General features: G+C 62.3%; 21 protein-coding genes. 16 read left to right on the top strand and 5 right to left on the bottom strand.

Annotation, left to right across the window (positions count from 1 at the left end; all coding sequences use genetic code 11):
• Positions 1-39 precede the first annotated feature (39 nt).
• The 6 genes from BM416_RS21950 (at position 40) to BM416_RS21925 (ending at position 4,926) form a co-directional block, all read left to right on the top strand.
• Complete coding sequence (locus BM416_RS21950) at positions 40-945, top strand: energy transducer TonB (protein WP_027606083.1); 906 nt, start codon at positions 40-42, stop codon at positions 943-945.
• A gap of 88 nt (positions 946-1,033) precedes the next feature.
• The gene (locus tag BM416_RS21945; RefSeq protein ID WP_092489437.1) at positions 1,034-1,603 is read left to right on the top strand and encodes a YqgE/AlgH family protein; all 570 of its coding nucleotides are present in this window, start codon (positions 1,034-1,036) and stop codon (positions 1,601-1,603) included.
• Entirely contained in the window at positions 1,603-2,040 is a 438-nt protein-coding gene (gene ruvX / locus BM416_RS21940; RefSeq protein WP_005792259.1) for a Holliday junction resolvase RuvX, read from the top strand. The genes BM416_RS21945 and ruvX overlap by 1 nt, the downstream gene beginning before the upstream one ends.
• An 82-nt stretch (positions 2,041-2,122) precedes the next feature.
• On the top strand, positions 2,123-2,629 hold the full coding sequence (gene pyrR / locus BM416_RS21935) for a bifunctional pyr operon transcriptional regulator/uracil phosphoribosyltransferase PyrR (RefSeq protein WP_027606085.1): 507 nt from the start codon (positions 2,123-2,125) through the stop codon (positions 2,627-2,629).
• Positions 2,630-2,653: 24 nt separating this feature from the next.
• Positions 2,654-3,658 carry an aspartate carbamoyltransferase catalytic subunit gene (locus BM416_RS21930; RefSeq protein ID WP_027606086.1) on the top strand — a complete coding sequence of 335 codons (1,005 nt, stop codon included), beginning with the start codon at positions 2,654-2,656 and terminating at the stop codon, positions 3,656-3,658.
• Complete coding sequence (locus BM416_RS21925; RefSeq protein ID WP_027606087.1) at positions 3,655-4,926, top strand: dihydroorotase; 1,272 nt, start codon at positions 3,655-3,657, stop codon at positions 4,924-4,926. Before BM416_RS21930 ends, BM416_RS21925 begins: the two co-directional genes overlap by 4 nt.
• A gap of 53 nt (positions 4,927-4,979) precedes the next feature.
• Here BM416_RS21925 and BM416_RS21920 read toward each other — a convergent pair whose 3' ends face one another.
• Positions 4,980-5,408, bottom strand: coding sequence for an NINE protein (locus BM416_RS21920; protein WP_027606088.1), 429 nt, complete (start codon positions 5,406-5,408; stop codon positions 4,980-4,982).
• Between the two features lie 250 nt (positions 5,409-5,658).
• On the opposite strand from BM416_RS21920, the gene BM416_RS21915 reads away from it, so the two are divergent.
• Positions 5,659-6,294, top strand: a complete 636-nt coding sequence (locus BM416_RS21915; protein WP_027606089.1) for a C40 family peptidase — start codon at positions 5,659-5,661, stop codon at positions 6,292-6,294.
• A 138-nt stretch (positions 6,295-6,432) separates the two neighbouring features.
• Here BM416_RS21915 and BM416_RS21910 read toward each other — a convergent pair whose 3' ends face one another.
• Positions 6,433-7,467, bottom strand: a complete 1,035-nt coding sequence (locus BM416_RS21910; RefSeq protein ID WP_092489436.1) for a type IV pilus twitching motility protein PilT — start codon at positions 7,465-7,467, stop codon at positions 6,433-6,435.
• A 57-nt stretch (positions 7,468-7,524) separates the two neighbouring features.
• Here BM416_RS21910 and BM416_RS21905 point away from each other — a divergent pair, with 57 nt between their 5' ends.
• The 9 genes from BM416_RS21905 (at position 7,525) to BM416_RS21865 (ending at position 14,160) form a co-directional block, all read left to right on the top strand.
• Complete coding sequence (locus BM416_RS21905; protein WP_092489435.1) at positions 7,525-8,211, top strand: YggS family pyridoxal phosphate-dependent enzyme; 687 nt, start codon at positions 7,525-7,527, stop codon at positions 8,209-8,211.
• A 33-nt stretch (positions 8,212-8,244) separates the two neighbouring features.
• Complete coding sequence (proC, locus tag BM416_RS21900) at positions 8,245-9,063, top strand: pyrroline-5-carboxylate reductase (protein WP_092489434.1); 819 nt, start codon at positions 8,245-8,247, stop codon at positions 9,061-9,063.
• A 25-nt stretch (positions 9,064-9,088) separates the two neighbouring features.
• Complete coding sequence (locus BM416_RS21895) at positions 9,089-9,676, top strand: YggT family protein (RefSeq protein ID WP_065923851.1); 588 nt, start codon at positions 9,089-9,091, stop codon at positions 9,674-9,676.
• Between the two features lie 126 nt (positions 9,677-9,802).
• Entirely contained in the window at positions 9,803-10,942 is a 1,140-nt protein-coding gene (locus tag BM416_RS21890; RefSeq protein ID WP_092355680.1) for a homoserine O-succinyltransferase MetX, read from the top strand.
• A gap of 7 nt (positions 10,943-10,949) precedes the next feature.
• Positions 10,950-11,570 carry a methionine biosynthesis protein MetW gene (gene metW, locus BM416_RS21885; RefSeq protein ID WP_017735309.1) on the top strand — a complete coding sequence of 207 codons (621 nt, stop codon included), beginning with the start codon at positions 10,950-10,952 and terminating at the stop codon, positions 11,568-11,570.
• Between the two features lie 21 nt (positions 11,571-11,591).
• A complete protein-coding gene (locus BM416_RS21880; RefSeq protein ID WP_027606095.1) occupies positions 11,592-12,026 on the top strand; it encodes a DUF4426 domain-containing protein in 435 nt (144 codons plus the stop codon).
• Positions 12,023-12,619, top strand: a complete 597-nt coding sequence (rdgB, locus tag BM416_RS21875; RefSeq protein WP_092489433.1) for an RdgB/HAM1 family non-canonical purine NTP pyrophosphatase — start codon at positions 12,023-12,025, stop codon at positions 12,617-12,619. Before BM416_RS21880 ends, rdgB begins: the two co-directional genes overlap by 4 nt.
• A 59-nt stretch (positions 12,620-12,678) precedes the next feature.
• Positions 12,679-13,818 (top strand): radical SAM family heme chaperone HemW, encoded by a 1,140-nt coding sequence (gene hemW / locus BM416_RS21870; RefSeq protein WP_218190228.1) that lies wholly within the window; start codon positions 12,679-12,681, stop codon positions 13,816-13,818.
• Between the two features lie 18 nt (positions 13,819-13,836).
• A complete protein-coding gene (locus BM416_RS21865) occupies positions 13,837-14,160 on the top strand; it encodes a DUF3392 domain-containing protein (protein ID WP_010207241.1) in 324 nt (107 codons plus the stop codon).
• 80 nt (positions 14,161-14,240) lie between these two features.
• Here BM416_RS21865 and trmB read toward each other — a convergent pair whose 3' ends face one another.
• Genes trmB through thiS form a run of 3 tightly spaced genes read right to left on the bottom strand, consistent with a single transcriptional unit; the run spans position 14,241 to position 16,031 of the window.
• On the bottom strand, positions 14,241-14,966 hold the full coding sequence (gene trmB / locus BM416_RS21860; protein WP_092489431.1) for a tRNA (guanosine(46)-N7)-methyltransferase TrmB: 726 nt from the start codon (positions 14,964-14,966) through the stop codon (positions 14,241-14,243).
• Between the two features lie 9 nt (positions 14,967-14,975).
• Positions 14,976-15,770, bottom strand: coding sequence for a thiazole synthase (locus BM416_RS21855; RefSeq protein ID WP_027606099.1), 795 nt, complete (start codon positions 15,768-15,770; stop codon positions 14,976-14,978).
• 60 nt (positions 15,771-15,830) lie between these two features.
• Positions 15,831-16,031 carry a sulfur carrier protein ThiS gene (thiS, locus tag BM416_RS21850; protein ID WP_049711100.1) on the bottom strand — a complete coding sequence of 67 codons (201 nt, stop codon included), beginning with the start codon at positions 16,029-16,031 and terminating at the stop codon, positions 15,831-15,833.
• Positions 16,032-16,050: the final 19 nt, after the last annotated feature.

The following is a 16,050-nucleotide window of genomic DNA, read 5'->3' as shown; positions in this document are numbered from 1 at the left end:
TGCCCGACCTGTGAAACGCGCGATGTTGGTTTTCTTGTCATGACACTCCCGTCCGATCTGCCCTCCGAACTCTCCCACAGCGGCGTGCGCCCGGCTGATCGGCTCGGATTTACCCTGTTTCTCGCGGCATTGATTCATCTGGCCTTGATCCTCGGCGTGGGTTTCACCATGGTCGAGCCCAAGCAGATCACCAAGACCCTGGAAATCACCCTCGCCACGTTCAAGAGCGAAAAGAAGCCCGAGAAGGCGGACTTTCTCGCCCAGGACAACCAGCAAGGCAGTGGCACCCTGGACAAGAAGGCGATCCCCAAGACCACCGAAGTCGCGCCCTTCCAGGACAACAAGGTCAATAAGGTCACACCGCCGCCGGCGCCCAAGCCTGAAGTCAAACAGGCCACGCCCAAGCCCACGGTGACCACCGTTGCACCCAAGCCGCAAAAAGCCCCAGTCCAGCGCGAGAAAACCAAGACCGAGCCGCAACCCGAGCCCGTGAAGCCGGCACCGACGTTCGACAGCTCGACACTGTCCGACGAAATCTCCAGCCTGGAAGCCGAACTGGCCCATGAACAACAGCTTTACGCCAAGCGCCCACGCATTTACCGCCTGAACGCCGCCTCGACCATGCGCGACAAGGGCGCCTGGTATAAGGACGAGTGGCGTAAGAAGGTCGAGCGCATCGGTAACCTCAACTACCCGGAAGAGGCACGGCGCCAGCAGATCTACGGCAATTTGCGCCTATTGGTGTCGATCAACCGCGACGGCACCTTATATGAAGTGCAGGTGCTGGAGTCGTCCGGTCAGCCGCTGCTGGACCAGGCGGCCCAACGCATCGTGCGCCTGGCCGCGCCCTTTGCCCCGTTTACCGGGGACTTGAACGATGTGGACCGCCTGGAAATCATCCGCACCTGGAAGTTTGCCAAGGGTGATCGCCTTTCCAGCAACTGAACGCGCCGTCCTACAGAAAAGCCGACAGCACGGTATTCGGGTCACGTCCAGCTTGTCAGTTCGCCCCTCCAACGCCACACTAGCGGACATGAAAAATGTCAGCCCGACCTACCTCAAGCACCAATTCCTGATCGCCATGCCCCATATGGCCGACCCGAACTTTGCGCAGACCTTGACCTACATCGTCGAGCACACGGCCAATGGTGCCATGGGGTTGGTGGTGAACCGCCCGCAGGCGCTGAACCTGGCCGATATCCTTGAACAGCTGCGTCCGGAGGTCGACCCGCCGGCCCGTTGCCAGGGCGTGCCGATCTACATCGGCGGGCCGGTGCAGACCGATCGCGGCTTTGTGCTGCACCCCACCGGGCCGAAGTTCCAGGCCACGGTGGACCTGGACGGAGTCTCGCTGTCCACCTCCCAGGACGTGTTGTTCGCCATCGCCGACGGCGTGGGCCCTGAGCAAAGCGTGATCACCCTGGGTTACGCCGGCTGGGAAGCCGGGCAGCTGGAAGCCGAACTGGCCAGCAATGCCTGGCTGACCTGCCCGTTCGATGCCGACATCCTGTTCAACACCGCAAGCGAACTGCGCCTGGAAGCCGCCGCGGCCAAGCTGCGGGTCAACCTCGGCCTGCTGACCAGCCAGGCGGGGCACGCCTGATGGCCTTGCGTCTGATCCTCGGCTTTGACTACGGCACCAAGCAGATCGGCGTAGCGGTCGGCCAGGTCATCACCGGCCAGGCCCGCGAGCTGTGCACCCTCAAGGCCCAGAACGGCATACCGGACTGGAACCAGGTCGAAGCCCTGATCAAAGAGTGGAAGCCCGATGCCGTAGTGGTCGGCCTGCCCCTGAACATGGACGGCACCCCCAGCGACATGTGCCTGCGCGCCGAAAAGTTCGCCCGCCGTCTTAACGGCCGCTACAACCTGCCCTTCTATACCCACGATGAACGCCTGACCACCTTTGAAGCCAAGGGCGAGCGCCGTGACCGTGGCGGCCAGAAAGGCAGCTACCGCGACAACCCGGTGGACGCCATCGCCGCCGCCTTGCTGTTACAGGGCTGGCTGGACGAAAACACTGCTTTATTTGAATCCTGACTGACGCGGCTTGCCGCGTCTTCTTACGTTTGAGCCCGGACCTTGTCGTCGCCCCGCCGCGCAAGGCCTTGAAGGAGCCACCATGAGCCTGCCAAACCCCGCCGAACTGATCCGCCAGATGGCGGTTAGCCTCAAGACGCACCTGGAACACCGTGGCATCAGCGAACCGCGCTTTATCGGTATTCGCACCGGCGGTGTGTGGGTCGCCCAAGCGTTGCTGGACGAACTGGGCAGCGACTCACCCTTGGGTACACTGGACGTGTCCTTCTACCGCGACGACTTCAGCCAGAACGGCCTGCACCCGCAAGTGCGCCCGTCCGCCCTGCCGTTCGAGATTGAAGGCCAGCACCTGGTGCTGATCGACGACGTGCTGATGAGCGGCCGTACCATCCGCGCCGCCATGAATGAATTGTTCGATTACGGGCGCCCGGCCAGCATCACCCTGGTCTGCCTGCTCGACCTGGAGGCAGGCGAACTGCCCATCAGCCCGGACGTGGTCGGCGCCACGCTGTCCCTGGAGGCCAGCCAGCGAGTAAAATTGTCCGGTCCCACGCCGCTCGAACTCGAACTGCAAGACCTTGCCCTTTAAACCGCCTTGTAAAGAGTCCCCGCGATGACGCCTCTAGATGCCAAGCGCCCGCTGCAGCTCAATGCTCAGGGCCAGTTGCAACACTTCTTGTCCCTCGACGGTTTGCCCCGCGAACTGCTCACCGAAATCCTCGACACCGCCGACTCGTTCCTCGAGGTTGGCGGCCGGGCGGTGAAGAAAGTCCCGTTGCTGCGCGGCAAGACCATCTGCAACGTGTTCTTCGAGAACTCCACCCGTACACGGACCACCTTTGAACTGGCGGCCCAACGGCTGTCGGCCGACGTGATCACGTTGAACGTGTCCACCTCGTCGGCGAGCAAGGGCGAGACCCTGCTCGACACCCTGCGCAACCTGGAGGCGATGGCCGCCGACATGTTCGTGGTGCGCCACGGCGACTCCGGTGCCGCCCACTTCATTGCCGAGCACGTGTGCCCGCAGGTGGCGATCATCAACGGCGGCGACGGCCGTCACGCCCACCCGACCCAGGGCATGCTCGACATGCTCACCATACGTCGGCACAAGGGCAGCTTCGAAAACCTCTCGGTGGCCATCGTCGGCGACATCCTGCACTCGCGGGTGGCACGCTCGAACATGCTGGCCCTGAAAACCCTGGGTTGCCCGGACATCCGCGTGATCGCACCGAAAACCCTCTTGCCCATCGGCATCGAGCAATACGGCGTGAAGGTCTACACCGACATGACCGAAGGCCTCAAGGATGTGGACGTGGTAATCATGCTGCGCCTGCAACGCGAACGCATGTCGGGTGGCCTGCTGCCGAGCGAAGGCGAGTTCTACCGCCTCTTCGGTCTGACCACCGCACGCCTGGCCGGCGCCAAGCCCGACGCCATCGTGATGCACCCGGGGCCGATCAACCGAGGCGTGGAGATTGAGTCGGCGGTGGCCGACGGCAGCCAGTCGGTGATTCTCAACCAGGTCACGTATGGCATCGCCGTGCGCATGGCGGTGTTGTCCATGGCCATGAGCGGGCAAACCGCGCAACGTCAATTCGAGCAGGAGAAGGCCCAGTGAAGCTCAGCATTCTCGGCGCCCGAGTCATCGATCCGGCCAGCGGCCTGGATCACGTTACCGATCTGCACCTGGAGGCGGGCCGGATCATCGCCATCGGCGCCGCGCCCGGTGCTTTCAGCCCCAGCGAGACCATCGATGCCAAAGGCCTGGTGGCCGCGCCTGGCCTGGTGGACCTGAACGTCGCCCTGCGCGAGCCGGGCTTCAGCCGCAAAGGCAATATCACCAGCGAGACCCGCGCGGCCGCAGCCGGTGGCGTCACCAGCCTGTGCTGCCCACCGCACACCAAGCCGGTGCTCGACACGTCGGCCGTGACCGAGCTGATCCTCGACCGTGCCCGTGAGGCCGGCAATTGCAAAGTGTTCCCCATCGGCGCCCTGAGCAAAGGCCTGGAAGGCGAACAACTCGCCGAACTGATCGCCCTGCGCGATGCCGGTTGCGTGGCGTTCGGCAACGGCCTGGAGAGTTTCCGCAGCACCCGCACCCTGTGCCGCGCCCTGGAATACGCGGCCACCTTCGACTTGACGGTGATCTTCCACTCCCAGGACCGCGACCTGGCCGAAGGCGGCCTGGCCCATGAAGGTGCGGTCGCCAGCTTCCTCGGCTTGCCGGGTATTCCGGAAACCGCTGAAACCGTAGCCCTGGCCCGTGACCTGCTGCTGGTGGAACAAAGCGGCGTGCGTGCGCACTTCAGCCAACTGACCAGCGCCCGGGGCGTGGCCCTGATCGCCCAGGCCCAGGCCCGTGGCCTGCCGGTGACGGCAGACGTGGCGTTGTATCAGTTGCTGCTGACGGATGAGGCGCTGATCGACTTCTCCAGCCTTTACCACGTGCAACCGCCGCTGCGCACACTGGCCGATCGTGACGGTTTGCGTGCGGCAGTGAAATCGGGGGTGATTTCGGCGATTTCCAGCCACCACCAGCCCCATGAGCGCGATGCCAAGCTGGCGCCGTTCGGCGCGACAGAGCCGGGCATCAGCAGCGTGGAGCTGTTGCTGCCGCTGGCGATGACGTTGGTGGAAGACGGTTTGCTGGACCTGCCGACACTGCTGGCGCGCCTGAGCGCAGGCCCGGCCGAGGCCTTGCGCCTGCCGGCGGGCAAGCTGGCGGTGGGATCGGCGGCGGATCTGGTGCTGTTTGACCCGGCCGGCTCCACGGTTGCGGGCGAGCACTGGCTGTCCAAGGGTGAGAACTGCCCGTTCATCGGCCATAGCCTGCCGGCAAGCGTGCGCTACACCTTGGTGGATGGGCGCATCAGCTATCAGGCTTGAGCCATTAAAACCTGTAGGAGCGAGCAAGCTCGCCCCTACAGGTTATTTATGATCTACCGGCCGCCGTTGCGCTCGGCATTGCGGATCGAAACCTGGGTATTCAAGGTCCAGAAGTCATACAGCACTCCCACCAGGAACAAGCCGCCGGTCAGCAGGTAGATCAGGCCGGTGATCCATTTGCCCTGGTACATGCGGTGCACGCCGAACACCCCCAGAAACGCCAACAGAATCCACGCCACGTTGTATTCGATAGGCCCAGCGGTAAAACGCAGGTCCGCTTCACGGTCCATGGCCGGAATCAGGAACAGGTCGATCAGCCAGCCGATCCCCAGCAAGCCGAGGGTGAAAAACCAGATCGTTCCAGTGACCGGTTTGCCGTAATAGAAACGATGGGCCCCGGTAAACCCGAAAATCCAGAGCAGGTAACCGATCACCTTGCTGTGGGTGTCTTGCTGCGGACCAACCTGTTGATAGGTGTTCATGGAGTACCTCTTTTGCTTCGATAGATAAATTTTTTCACTTTCTTTGTGACTTTTTTACAGGCGCCCGACGTACGGCAAATGGTATCTTCCCTCCCCTGGAAGCCTTATGCCACCTGACTTGTGTAGGACAATCGCGGCGAATCGTCGCGTTTTTCCTGAGTTTGACCCCAAGGTTCAGTCGACAAACGGCCTGAGAACGACACAAAAAGCTGTTATAAAGTTGCGCGCAACCCCATAAGAGCCACGCCTAATGCGACCATTTTTAAAGACATGGCTAACCATTTGCCTATTAATGCCACTGGCCGCCCACGCCACCAATCGTGAGCAACGACTTCCGAACGTCAACGGTTTCACCCCTAAAGTCCACAGCGCGCCCAGCACTGCCAAATCGGCAAAACCGACCGTCAGCCGCCCGACTCAACTGAGCAAGGCCCACGGTAAAGCAGTTCCAGGCCTGATGGCAGTCAACACCAGGCAAAGCAGCACCGTCCTCAGCCGCGCCGTAAACGTGCTCGGTACTCCTTATCGTTGGGGCGGCAGCAGCCCAAGTAAAGGGTTCGACTGCAGCGGCCTGGTGAAATATGCGTTTAACGACGTAGCGGCCGTGGATCTGCCGCGCACCTCCAACGCCATGGCCGCCGGTCATGGGCAGAAGGTTGAGCGCAAGGACCTGAAACCGGGAGACCTGTTGTTCTTCAAACTGAAGAGCCGCCAGGTGAACCACGTAGCCATCTACCTGGGCAACGACCGCTTCATCCACGCACCGCGTCGTGGCAAGTCGGTCAGCATCGACACGCTGAAAAAGCCGTTCTGGGACAAGAACTACGTGATTGCCAAGCGGGTTCTGCCGAAAGAGCAGAATACCTTGCGGGTCGTACAACGCTGATCTGAAGCTGGAATGCAGTAGTACATGTGGGAGGGGGCTTGCTCCCGATAGCAGTGGGTCAGGTACAGATAAGCTGACTGATCCACCGCTATCGGGGCAAGCCCCCTCCCACATTTGATGTGTGTCGTTCACAACCCCTCAGATATCCCCAGGCACCCTCGCCTTCTCCCGCGCCTCTTCCCGGCTGATCACGCCTTCCGTGACCAACGCCTTCAAGCTCATATCCAGCGTTTTCATACCCAACGCACCGCCGGTCTGAATCGCCGAGACCATCTGCGCCACCTTGTCCTCACGGATCAAATTTCGTATGGCTGGCGTGCCCAGCATGATTTCATGGGCCGCCACCCGCCCGCCGCCAACCTTCTTGACCAGCACTTGGGACACCACCGCCTGCAACGACTCCGACAGCATCGAGCGGACCATGGCCTTTTCCCCCGCCGGGAACACGTCCACCAGCCTGTCCACGGTCTTTGCCGCCGAGGTGGTGTGCAGGGTGCCAAATACCAGATGCCCGGTCTCAGCCGCCGTCAGGGCCAGGCGGATGGTTTCCAGGTCGCGCAGTTCGCCCACCAGGATCACGTCGGGGTCTTCGCGCAGCGCCGAACGCAAGGCCAGCGAGAAACTATGGGTGTCGCGATGCACCTGGCGCTGGTTGATCAGGGCGGTTTTCGGCGTGTGGATAAACTCGATGGGGTCTTCCAGCGTGAGGATGTGCTGGCGCCGATGCTGATTGAGGTAATCGATCATCGCCGCCAGGGTAGTGGATTTGCCGGAGCCGGTGGGGCCCGTCACCAGCACCAGGCCACGCGGCAACTGGGCAATACGCCGGAACACCTCCCCCAGACCGAGGTTTTCCAGGCTCTGGACCTCGCCCGGGATGGTGCGAAACACCGCGCCCATGCCGCGATCCTGCTGGAATACGTTCGCCCGGAACCGAGCCACGCCCGGCAACTCGAAGGCAAAATCCGTTTCAAGAGATGTTTCGAAATCCTTTTGTTGGTAGCGGTTGAGCAACGGGCTCAATAAATCCGCCACTTGCGGGGGTGAAAGCACCGGCCAATCCAACGGCCAGACCTCACCGTCAATACGCAACATGGGTGCCACACCGGCCGACAGATGCAGGTCGGAAGCGCCGCGACGCACGCCGGCCTCCAGTAATTCAGTGATATCCATAGGGCTTTCCATTTCCAGTAGAATGCCGCGGACTCCATATCCACGGGCGCATCTTGAATGTCGACGATAGCAGACAACATCGGCCAGGTTAGCCAGCGCATCCGCGCCGCAGCCGACGCCGTGCAACGTGACGCAAACAGCATCCACCTGCTGGCCGTGAGCAAGACCAAACCCGCCCAAGCCCTGCGTGAAGCCTATGCCGCCGGGGTGCGTGATTTTGGCGAAAACTATCTGCAGGAAGCCCTGGGCAAACAGGCCGAATTAACCGACCTGCCCTTGAGTTGGCACTTCATCGGCCCCATTCAATCGAACAAGACTCGCGCCATCGCCGAGAATTTCGCTTGGGTGCATTCCGTGGACCGCCTCAAAATTGCACAACGCCTGTCCGAGCAACGCCCGGCCGACCTGCCACCGCTGAATATCTGCATCCAGGTCAATGTCAGTGGCGAGGCCAGCAAGTCCGGCTGCACCCCCGCCGACCTGCCGGCCCTGGCCAACGCCATCAGCGCCCTGCCGCGCTTGAAGCTGCGGGGCCTGATGGCGATTCCCGAGCCGACGGACGATCGGGCCGAACAAGACGCCGCGTTTTCCAGCGTGCGCGTCCTGCAAAACAGCCTGAACCTGCCGCTCGACACACTTTCCATGGGCATGAGCCACGACCTTGAGTCGGCCATCGCCCAAGGCGCCACCTGGGTGCGGATCGGTACCGCCCTGTTTGGCGCCCGCGACTACGGCCAGCCATGAAATGGCTGACATCCATCTAAGTAAGGACCTGTCATGAGCAACACGCGTATTGCCTTTATCGGCGCCGGCAACATGGCGGCCAGCCTGATCGGCGGCCTGCGGGCCAAGGGCCTGGAAGCGGCGCAGATCCGCGCCAGCGACCCGGGCGCCGAGACCCGTGCCCGCGTCAGCGCCGAGCACGGTATCGAAACCCTCGCCGATAACGCCGAAGCCATCCAAGGTGTCGATGTGATCGTGCTGGCGGTCAAGCCACAGGCCATGAAGGCCGTGTGCGAAAGCCTGCGCCCAAGCCTGCAGCCACATCAACTGGTGGTGTCGATCGCCGCCGGCATCACCTGCGCCAGCATGAACAACTGGCTCGGTGCCCAGCCGATCGTACGTTGCATGCCCAACACCCCGGCGCTGCTGCGCCAGGGCGTGAGCGGTTTGTACGCCACCCACGAGGTGACTGCCGAGCAACGTGACCAGGCCCAGGAACTGCTGTCTGCCGTGGGCATCGCCCTGTGGCTGGAACAGGAGCAGCAACTGGACGCGGTCACCGCCGTCTCGGGCAGCGGCCCGGCTTACTTCTTCCTGCTGATCGAGGCCATGACCGCCGCCGGCGTGAAACTGGGCCTGCCACAGCAAGTCGCCGAGCAACTGGCCGAGCAAACCGCCCTGGGCGCCGCGAAAATGGCTGTCTCCAGTGAGGTGGACGCTGCCGAGTTGCGCCGTCGCGTCACCTCCCCCGGCGGCACCACGCAGGCTGCCATCGAATCGTTCCAGGCCGGGGGCTTTGAAGCCCTGGTGGAAAAAGCACTGGGTGCCGCAGCACATCGTTCGGCTGAAATGGCCGAGCAGCTGGGCAAATAGTCGTCCCCCTACGAAGGAATAAATGATGCTTGGACTCAATGACGCCGTCATCTTCATCATCCAGACCTTGGGCAGCCTGTACCTGCTGATCGTGCTGATGCGTTTTATCCTGCAACTGGTGCGGGCGAACTTCTACAACCCGCTGTGCCAATTCGTGGTGAAGGCCACGCAACCGCTGCTCAAGCCCCTGCGCCGGGTGGTCCCGAGCATGTTCGGCCTGGACATGTCGTCGCTGGTGCTGGCGCTGCTGCTGCAGATCCTGCTGTTCGTGCTGGTCCTGATGCTCAAGGGCTACCTGCCTTACACCGTGCTGCTGTTGCCGTGGGCACTGATCGGGATCTTCTCGTTGTTTTTGAAGATCATCTTCTGGTCGATGATCATCAGCGTGATCCTGTCCTGGGTCGCGCCGGGTAGCCGCAGCCCAGGTGCCGAGCTGGTGTCTCAGATTACCGAGCCGGTGCTCGCGCCGTTCCGCCGCTGGGTGCCCAACCTGGGCGGCCTGGATATTTCGCCGATCTTCGCGTTTATCGCGATCCAGCTGATACAAGGCTGGGGCATCCCGTACCTGGCTGACTTCGCGAACATGCCCAAGGAACTGTTCGGACTGATCTGACAGGCGGAGCAAATGCAGGAGGGGCGGGGCGACGATTCGACTTGCTCCCTCCCACATTTGGCCTTTGCTTGCCGCTGGGTGCATCGGTCTTTAGACTTACGCCTCATTTAAACGAGAGCAGGGTCGATGCCAACTGCCTTCCCCCCCGATTCTGTTGGACTGGTCGTGCCCCAAGTGGCGCACTTCAGCGAACCACTGGCCCTGGCCTGTGGTCGTTCGCTGCCTGCCTATGACCTGATTTATGAAACCTACGGCCAACTGAACGCCACGGCGAGCAATGCCGTGCTGATCTGCCACGCCCTCTCCGGCCATCATCACGCCGCTGGTTTCCACAGCGTTGACGAGCGCAAGCCTGGCTGGTGGGACAGTTGCATCGGCCCCGGCAAGCCCATCGACACCAACAAGTTCTTTGTCGTCAGCCTGAACAACCTCGGCGGCTGCAATGGCTCCACCGGCCCCAGCAGCCTCAACCCGGAAACCGGCAAGCCGTTCGGCGCCGACTTCCCCGTACTCACCGTGGAAGACTGGGTGCACAGCCAGGCACGCCTCGCCGACCTGCTGGGCATCCGGCAATGGGCCGCGGTGATCGGCGGCAGCCTGGGCGGCATGCAGGCCCTGCAATGGACCATCACGTATCCGGACCGCGTGCGCCATTGCCTGGCCATCGCCTCGGCGCCCAAATTGTCGGCGCAGAACATCGCCTTCAACGAAGTGGCGCGCCAGGCCATCCTCACCGACCCCGAATTCCACGGCGGTTCGTTCCAGGAAGCCGGTGTGATCCCCAAGCGCGGCTTGATGCTGGCGCGAATGGTCGGGCACATCACCTACCTGTCCGATGACTCCATGGGCGAGAAATTCGGCCGTGGCCTCAAGAGCGAGAAGCTCAACTACGACTTCCACAGCGTCGAGTTCCAGGTGGAAAGCTACCTTCGTTATCAGGGCGAGGAGTTCTCCGGGCGTTTCGACGCCAACACCTACCTGCTGATGACCAAGGCCCTGGACTACTTCGACCCGGCAGCCAACCACGACGATGACCTGGCGAAAACCTTCGAGGGCGCCACGGCCAAGTTCTGCGTCATGTCGTTTACCACCGACTGGCGCTTCTCGCCGGCCCGCTCCCGAGAGCTGGTGGATGCGCTGATGGCGGCCAAGAAAGACGTCTGCTACCTGGAGATCGATGCACCGCAAGGCCATGACGCCTTCCTGATTCCGATCCCGCGCTACCTCCAGGCTTTCAGCAACTACATGAACCGCATTACTTTGTGAGAACGCCATGAGAGCCGACCTGGACATCATCCAAGACTGGATCCCCGCCGGCAGCCGCGTGCTCGACCTGGGCTGCGGCGATGGCGAACTGCTGAGCTGGCTGCGTGACAACAAGCAAGTCACCGGCTACGGCCTGGAAAACGACCCGGACAACATCGCCCAGTGCGTGGCCAAGGGCATCAACGTGATCGAGCAGGACCTGGACAAGGGCCTGGGCAACTTCGCCAGCAACAGCTTCGATATCGTGGTGATGACCCAGGCCCTGCAAGCGGTGCACTACCCGGACCGCATCCTCGACGAAATGCTGCGCGTGGGTCGCCAGTGCATCATCACCTTCCCCAACTTCGGGCACTGGCGCTGCCGCTGGTACCTGGCGACCAAGGGCCGCATGCCGGTCTCGGATTTCCTGCCGTACACCTGGTACAACACGCCGAACATCCACTTCTGCACCTTCGAAGACTTCGAAGCCCTGTGTGGCGAGCGTGAAGCCAAGGTGATCAACCGCCTGGCCGTCGATCAACAGCATCGTCACGGCTGGGCAAGCAAGCTATGGCCCAATCTGTTGGGCGAAATTGGCATCTATCGGGTCAGCAGCCCTGGCCTGACGGATCACAAGATTGCCGTCTAATCATTTTCAAGAGGGACGATCATGAGTCGCTTGGCTATTTTTCTACTGACTGCATGCCTGGGCGCCAGCGCCATGGCGGCGGACACTATCGACGCTAATCGCAAGAAAGACTTCGGTGATATCACCGTTCATTACAACACCTTCACCTCCAGCTTCCTGCAGCCGGAAACCGCCCAGAAAGTCGGCGTGGTGCGCAGCAAGGAGAAGGGCTTGATCAATGTGACCGTGATCAAGGGCGTAACCCCGGTGGCAGCACAGGTGACAGGCACCATCAAGGACCTGGGCGGCAAGAGCGAGATCCTGACGTTCAAGCAAATCGACGAGAAAGGCGGGATCAATTACCTCGCGCCGTACTCCGTGACACAGCGGGAATACAAGACGTTTACCATCAATGTGGAAACCGGCGGCAAAGCCCATAGCTTCCAATTCAACCAGGAACTGTTTCCGGCGGAATGATGAACCTTACTCAACTCGTATTGGCCAGCCATAACGCCGGCAAGCTCAAAGAACTCCAGGCCATGCTCGGCGAATCCGTGCAGTTGCGCTCGATCGGCGAGTTCAGCCAGGTGGAGCCGGAAGAGACCGGCCTGTCGTTCGTCGAGAACGCCATCCTCAAGGCGCGCAATGCCGCACGCATCTCGGGCCTGCCGGCGCTGGCGGATGACTCGGGGCTGGCAGTGGACTTTCTTGGCGGCGCCCCTGGCATCTATTCGGCGCGTTATGCCGACGGCAAGGGCGACGCGGCCAACAACGCCAAGTTGCTGGACGCCCTCAAAGGCGTACCGGATAACGAACGCGGTGCACAATTCGTCTGCGTGCTGGCCTTGGTGCGGCATGCCGATGACCCGCTGCCGATCCTCTGCGAAGGCCTGTGGCACGGGCGCATCCTGCACGCTGCCAGCGGTGAGCACGGTTTTGGCTATGACCCGTTGTTCTGGGTGCCGGAGCGCAATGTCTCCAGCGCCGAATTGAGCCCGGCCGACAAGAACCAGATCAGCCACCGCGCCCGCGCAATGGATTTGCTGCGCCAGCGCCTGGGCTTGAAATGACCCGGAACACCTCCGCGCAGCCGCTGATCCACGGTGGCGCGCAAACACCACGGGCGGCCATGCCGGTGCTGCCGCCCCTGGCGCTGTACATCCACATCCCGTGGTGCGTGCGCAAATGCCCTTACTGCGACTTCAACTCCCACACCGCCAGCAAGGTGCTGCCGGAAGAAGAGTATGTGGACGCCTTGCTGGCCGACCTCGACCAGGACCTGCACGCGGTGTATGGGCGCGAACTGAGTTCGATCTTCTTCGGCGGCGGCACGCCAAGCCTGTTCAGCGCTGTGGCGCTGGGTCGATTGCTCAAAGGCGTGGAAGCACGCATCCCGTTTGCCGGCGACATCGAGATCACCCTGGAAGCCAACCCCGGCACGTTCGAGCAAGAGAAGTTCGTCGCCTACCGCGCGCTGGGTATCAACCGGCTGTCCATCGGCATCCAGAGCTTCCAGCAGGCAAAGCTTGAGGCCCTGGGCCGCATCCACAACGGCGACGAAGCCGTACGCGCCGCCGGGATGGCGCGCCACGCCGGGTTCGATAACTTCAACCTGGACCTGATGCACGGTTTGCCCGACCAGTCCCTGGACGATGCGTTGAGCGACCTGCGCCAGGCTATCGCGCTCAAACCCACACACCTGTCCTGGTACCAGTTGACCCTGGAACCCAACACCGTGTTCTGGAACCAGCCGCCCGCGCTGCCGGAAGACGATACCCTGTGGGACATCCAGGAAGCCGGCCAGGCGCTGCTGGCCGAGCACGGTTACGCACAATACGAAGTGTCGGCCTACGCCCAGCCTGGGCGCCCGGCGCGGCATAACCTCAACTACTGGAGTTTCGGCGACTTTATCGGCATCGGCGCCGGGGCCCACGGCAAGCTCAGCCATCCGGACGGTCGCATTGTGCGCACCTGGAAGACCCGCGCGCCGAAGGACTACCTCAACCCGGCCAAAAGCTTCCAGGCCGGGGCGAAGGAGCTGACCAACGAAGAGTTGCCGTTCGAGTTCCTGATGAACGCCCTGCGCCTCACCGCGGGCGTCGACGCCACGCTCTACGCCGAGCGCACCGGCCTCGACCTGGCGAGCCTCGACGAGGCGCGGCGCGAGGCAGAACAAAGTGGCTTAATGCAGGTCGAACCGTCACGCCTGGCGGCCACCGACCGCGGGCAACTCTTTCTCAATGACCTGTTGCAGAAGTTTTTGAGCTGATCGCTCTAAGGAAATCGAATGGATCTGGTACTCGACCTGCTCGCCACCGTATCCCGCTGGAGCCGCAGCAACCTATCGGAAATCTCCCTGGCCCTTGTGGGCTGTTTGCTGGTGCTGTTTGGCGCCGACATCAAGGGCTGGGTCGAAGCACGCCTGGGCAGCGTTGCCGGCGCGTTGCGCGTACCGTTGATGGCCCTGCTGTGCATGATCGGCAGCGGTGCGGCGCTGATCTACGCCACGCCGTGGATTGTGCGGGGGTTGAGCCAGTTCAATAACTACAGCCTGGCGCCGGTGCTGGTGGTGGTGCTGGTATTGATTGGCGTCGTCGCCGATCGCCGCTGACCTCAAATCCAACACAAAACAACTGTGGGAGGGGGCTTGCCCCCCTCCCACATTGAATTGCATTTCAAATCAGTGGCGAGTTACGCCAGCTTCTCGAACTTCAAATCCCAAACCCCATGCCCCAACCGCTCACCACGCCGCTCGAACTTGGTGATCGGGCGTTCGGCCGGGCGTGGTACGCATTTGCCGTCTTGCGCCAGGTTGCGGTAGCCAGGGGCAACGTCCATCACTTCCAGCATGTATTCGGCATAGGGTTCCCAATCGGTAGCCATATGCAGGATACCGCCGACTTTCAGCTTGCTGCGCACCAGTTCCGCGAAGGAGGCCTGGACGATGCGGCGCTTGTGGTGACGGCTCTTGTGCCATGGATCGGGGAAGAACAGCATCAGGCGGTCGAGGCTGTTGTCGGCGATGCAGCGGTTGAGCACTTCGATCGCGTCGCAGTCATAGACCCGCAGGTTGGTCAGGCCTTGAGTCAGCACGCCATTGAGCAGCGCACCGACACCTGGGCGGTGGACTTCCACGCCGATGAAATCCTGTTCCGGCGAGGCTGCGGCCATTTCCAGCAGGGAGTGGCCCATGCCAAACCCGATTTCCAGGGAGCGTGGGGCCGAACGGCCGAACACCTGGTCATAGTCCACCGGCGCATCGGCCAGGGGCAGGACGAACAGCGGCGCACCTTGCTCCAGGCCCTTTTGCTGGCCCTCGGTCATGCGGCCGGCGCGCATCACAAAACTCTTGATGCGGCGGTGCTTGGACTCGTCGCCTTCTTCCACGGTGTTCGGCGTTTCGTTTGATTCAGTCATCAATGGCTCTTACTTGATCAGACCATCCAGCGGCGAAGAGGCGCTGGCGTAGAGTTTTTTTGGCATGCGCCCGGCAAGGTAGGCCAGGCGGCCGGCGACGATGGCGTGTTTCATGGCTTCGGCCATCAGCACCGGTTGCTGGGCGTGGGCGATGGCCGAGTTCATCAGCACCGCGTCACAGCCCAGTTCCATGGCGATGGTGGCGTCGGAGGCGGTACCGACACCGGCGTCCACCAAGACCGGGATCTTGGCTTCTTCAAGGATGATCTGCAGGTTGTACGGATTGCAGATACCCAGCCCGGAACCGATCAGGCCGGCCAGCGGCATCACGGCGATACAGCCGATTTCGGCCAGTTGGCGGGCGATGATCGGGTCATCGCTGGTGTAGACCATCACGTCAAAACCTTCCTTGACCAGCGTTTCTGCGGCCTTGAGGGTTTCGATCACGTTGGGGAACAGGGTTTTCTGGTCAGCCAGCACTTCCAGCTTGACCAGGTTGTGGCCGTCGAGCAGTTCACGGGCCAGGCGGCAGGTACGCACGGCTTCGATAGCGTCGTAGCAACCGGCGGTGTTCGGCAGGAAGGTGTAGCGATCCGGCGACAGCACGTCGAGCAGGTTCGGCTCGCCCTCGATCTGGCCGAGGTTGGTGCGGCGTACGGCGAAGGTCACGATCTCGGCGCCCGAGGCTTCGATGGCCTGGCGGGTTTCTTCCATGTCGCGGTACTTGCCGGTGCCGACCAGCAGACGGGACTGGTAGGTACGACCGGCCAGGACGAAGGGCTTGTCGCTACGAACGATGCTCATGGGAAATCCTCGAAATGGGGTGAGGTTCTGCAGAATCCGGGGCTACATAAACGCGCGGGACTAGCCGCCGCCGATGGCGTGGACCACTTCGACCTGGTCACCCTCGGTGAGCGTGGTCTCGGCGTGCTGGCTACGCGGGACGATATCCAGGTTGAGTTCCACTGCGACGCGACGCCCGGTCAGGTCCAGGCGGGTCAGCAGGGCCGCAACGGTTTCGCCGTCGGGCAGTTCAAGGGATTCGCCGTTCAACTGAATGCGCATGCCACGGGCCGCCATCGTT

The organism is Pseudomonas sp. NFACC42-2, from assembly GCF_900116055.1.
GTDB lineage: Bacteria > Pseudomonadota > Gammaproteobacteria > Pseudomonadales > Pseudomonadaceae > Aquipseudomonas > Aquipseudomonas marginalis.
This window is presented reverse-complemented; position numbering and strand designations above follow the sequence as displayed.

Coding starts and splice junctions, on each gene's coding strand:
- BM416_RS21950 (WP_027606083.1), top strand. CDS start 40: ATGACACTCCCGTCCGATCTGCCCTCCGAACTCTCCCACAGCGGCGTG.
- BM416_RS21945 (WP_092489437.1), top strand. CDS start 1,034: ATGAAAAATGTCAGCCCGACCTACCTCAAGCACCAATTCCTGATCGCC.
- ruvX (WP_005792259.1), top strand. CDS start 1,603: ATGGCCTTGCGTCTGATCCTCGGCTTTGACTACGGCACCAAGCAGATC.
- pyrR (WP_027606085.1), top strand. CDS start 2,123: ATGAGCCTGCCAAACCCCGCCGAACTGATCCGCCAGATGGCGGTTAGC.
- BM416_RS21930 (WP_027606086.1), top strand. CDS start 2,654: ATGACGCCTCTAGATGCCAAGCGCCCGCTGCAGCTCAATGCTCAGGGC.
- BM416_RS21920 (WP_027606088.1), bottom strand. CDS start 5,408: ATGAACACCTATCAACAGGTTGGTCCGCAGCAAGACACCCACAGCAAG.
- BM416_RS21915 (WP_027606089.1), top strand. CDS start 5,659: ATGCGACCATTTTTAAAGACATGGCTAACCATTTGCCTATTAATGCCA.
- BM416_RS21910 (WP_092489436.1), bottom strand. CDS start 7,467: ATGGATATCACTGAATTACTGGAGGCCGGCGTGCGTCGCGGCGCTTCC.
- BM416_RS21905 (WP_092489435.1), top strand. CDS start 7,525: ATGTCGACGATAGCAGACAACATCGGCCAGGTTAGCCAGCGCATCCGC.
- proC (WP_092489434.1), top strand. CDS start 8,245: ATGAGCAACACGCGTATTGCCTTTATCGGCGCCGGCAACATGGCGGCC.
- BM416_RS21895 (WP_065923851.1), top strand. CDS start 9,089: ATGCTTGGACTCAATGACGCCGTCATCTTCATCATCCAGACCTTGGGC.
- BM416_RS21890 (WP_092355680.1), top strand. CDS start 9,803: ATGCCAACTGCCTTCCCCCCCGATTCTGTTGGACTGGTCGTGCCCCAA.
- metW (WP_017735309.1), top strand. CDS start 10,950: ATGAGAGCCGACCTGGACATCATCCAAGACTGGATCCCCGCCGGCAGC.
- BM416_RS21880 (WP_027606095.1), top strand. CDS start 11,592: ATGAGTCGCTTGGCTATTTTTCTACTGACTGCATGCCTGGGCGCCAGC.
- rdgB (WP_092489433.1), top strand. CDS start 12,023: ATGATGAACCTTACTCAACTCGTATTGGCCAGCCATAACGCCGGCAAG.
- hemW (WP_218190228.1), top strand. CDS start 12,679: ATGCCGGTGCTGCCGCCCCTGGCGCTGTACATCCACATCCCGTGGTGC.
- BM416_RS21865 (WP_010207241.1), top strand. CDS start 13,837: ATGGATCTGGTACTCGACCTGCTCGCCACCGTATCCCGCTGGAGCCGC.
- trmB (WP_092489431.1), bottom strand. CDS start 14,966: ATGACTGAATCAAACGAAACGCCGAACACCGTGGAAGAAGGCGACGAG.
- BM416_RS21855 (WP_027606099.1), bottom strand. CDS start 15,770: ATGAGCATCGTTCGTAGCGACAAGCCCTTCGTCCTGGCCGGTCGTACC.
- thiS (WP_049711100.1), bottom strand. CDS start 16,031: ATGCGCATTCAGTTGAACGGCGAATCCCTTGAACTGCCCGACGGCGAA.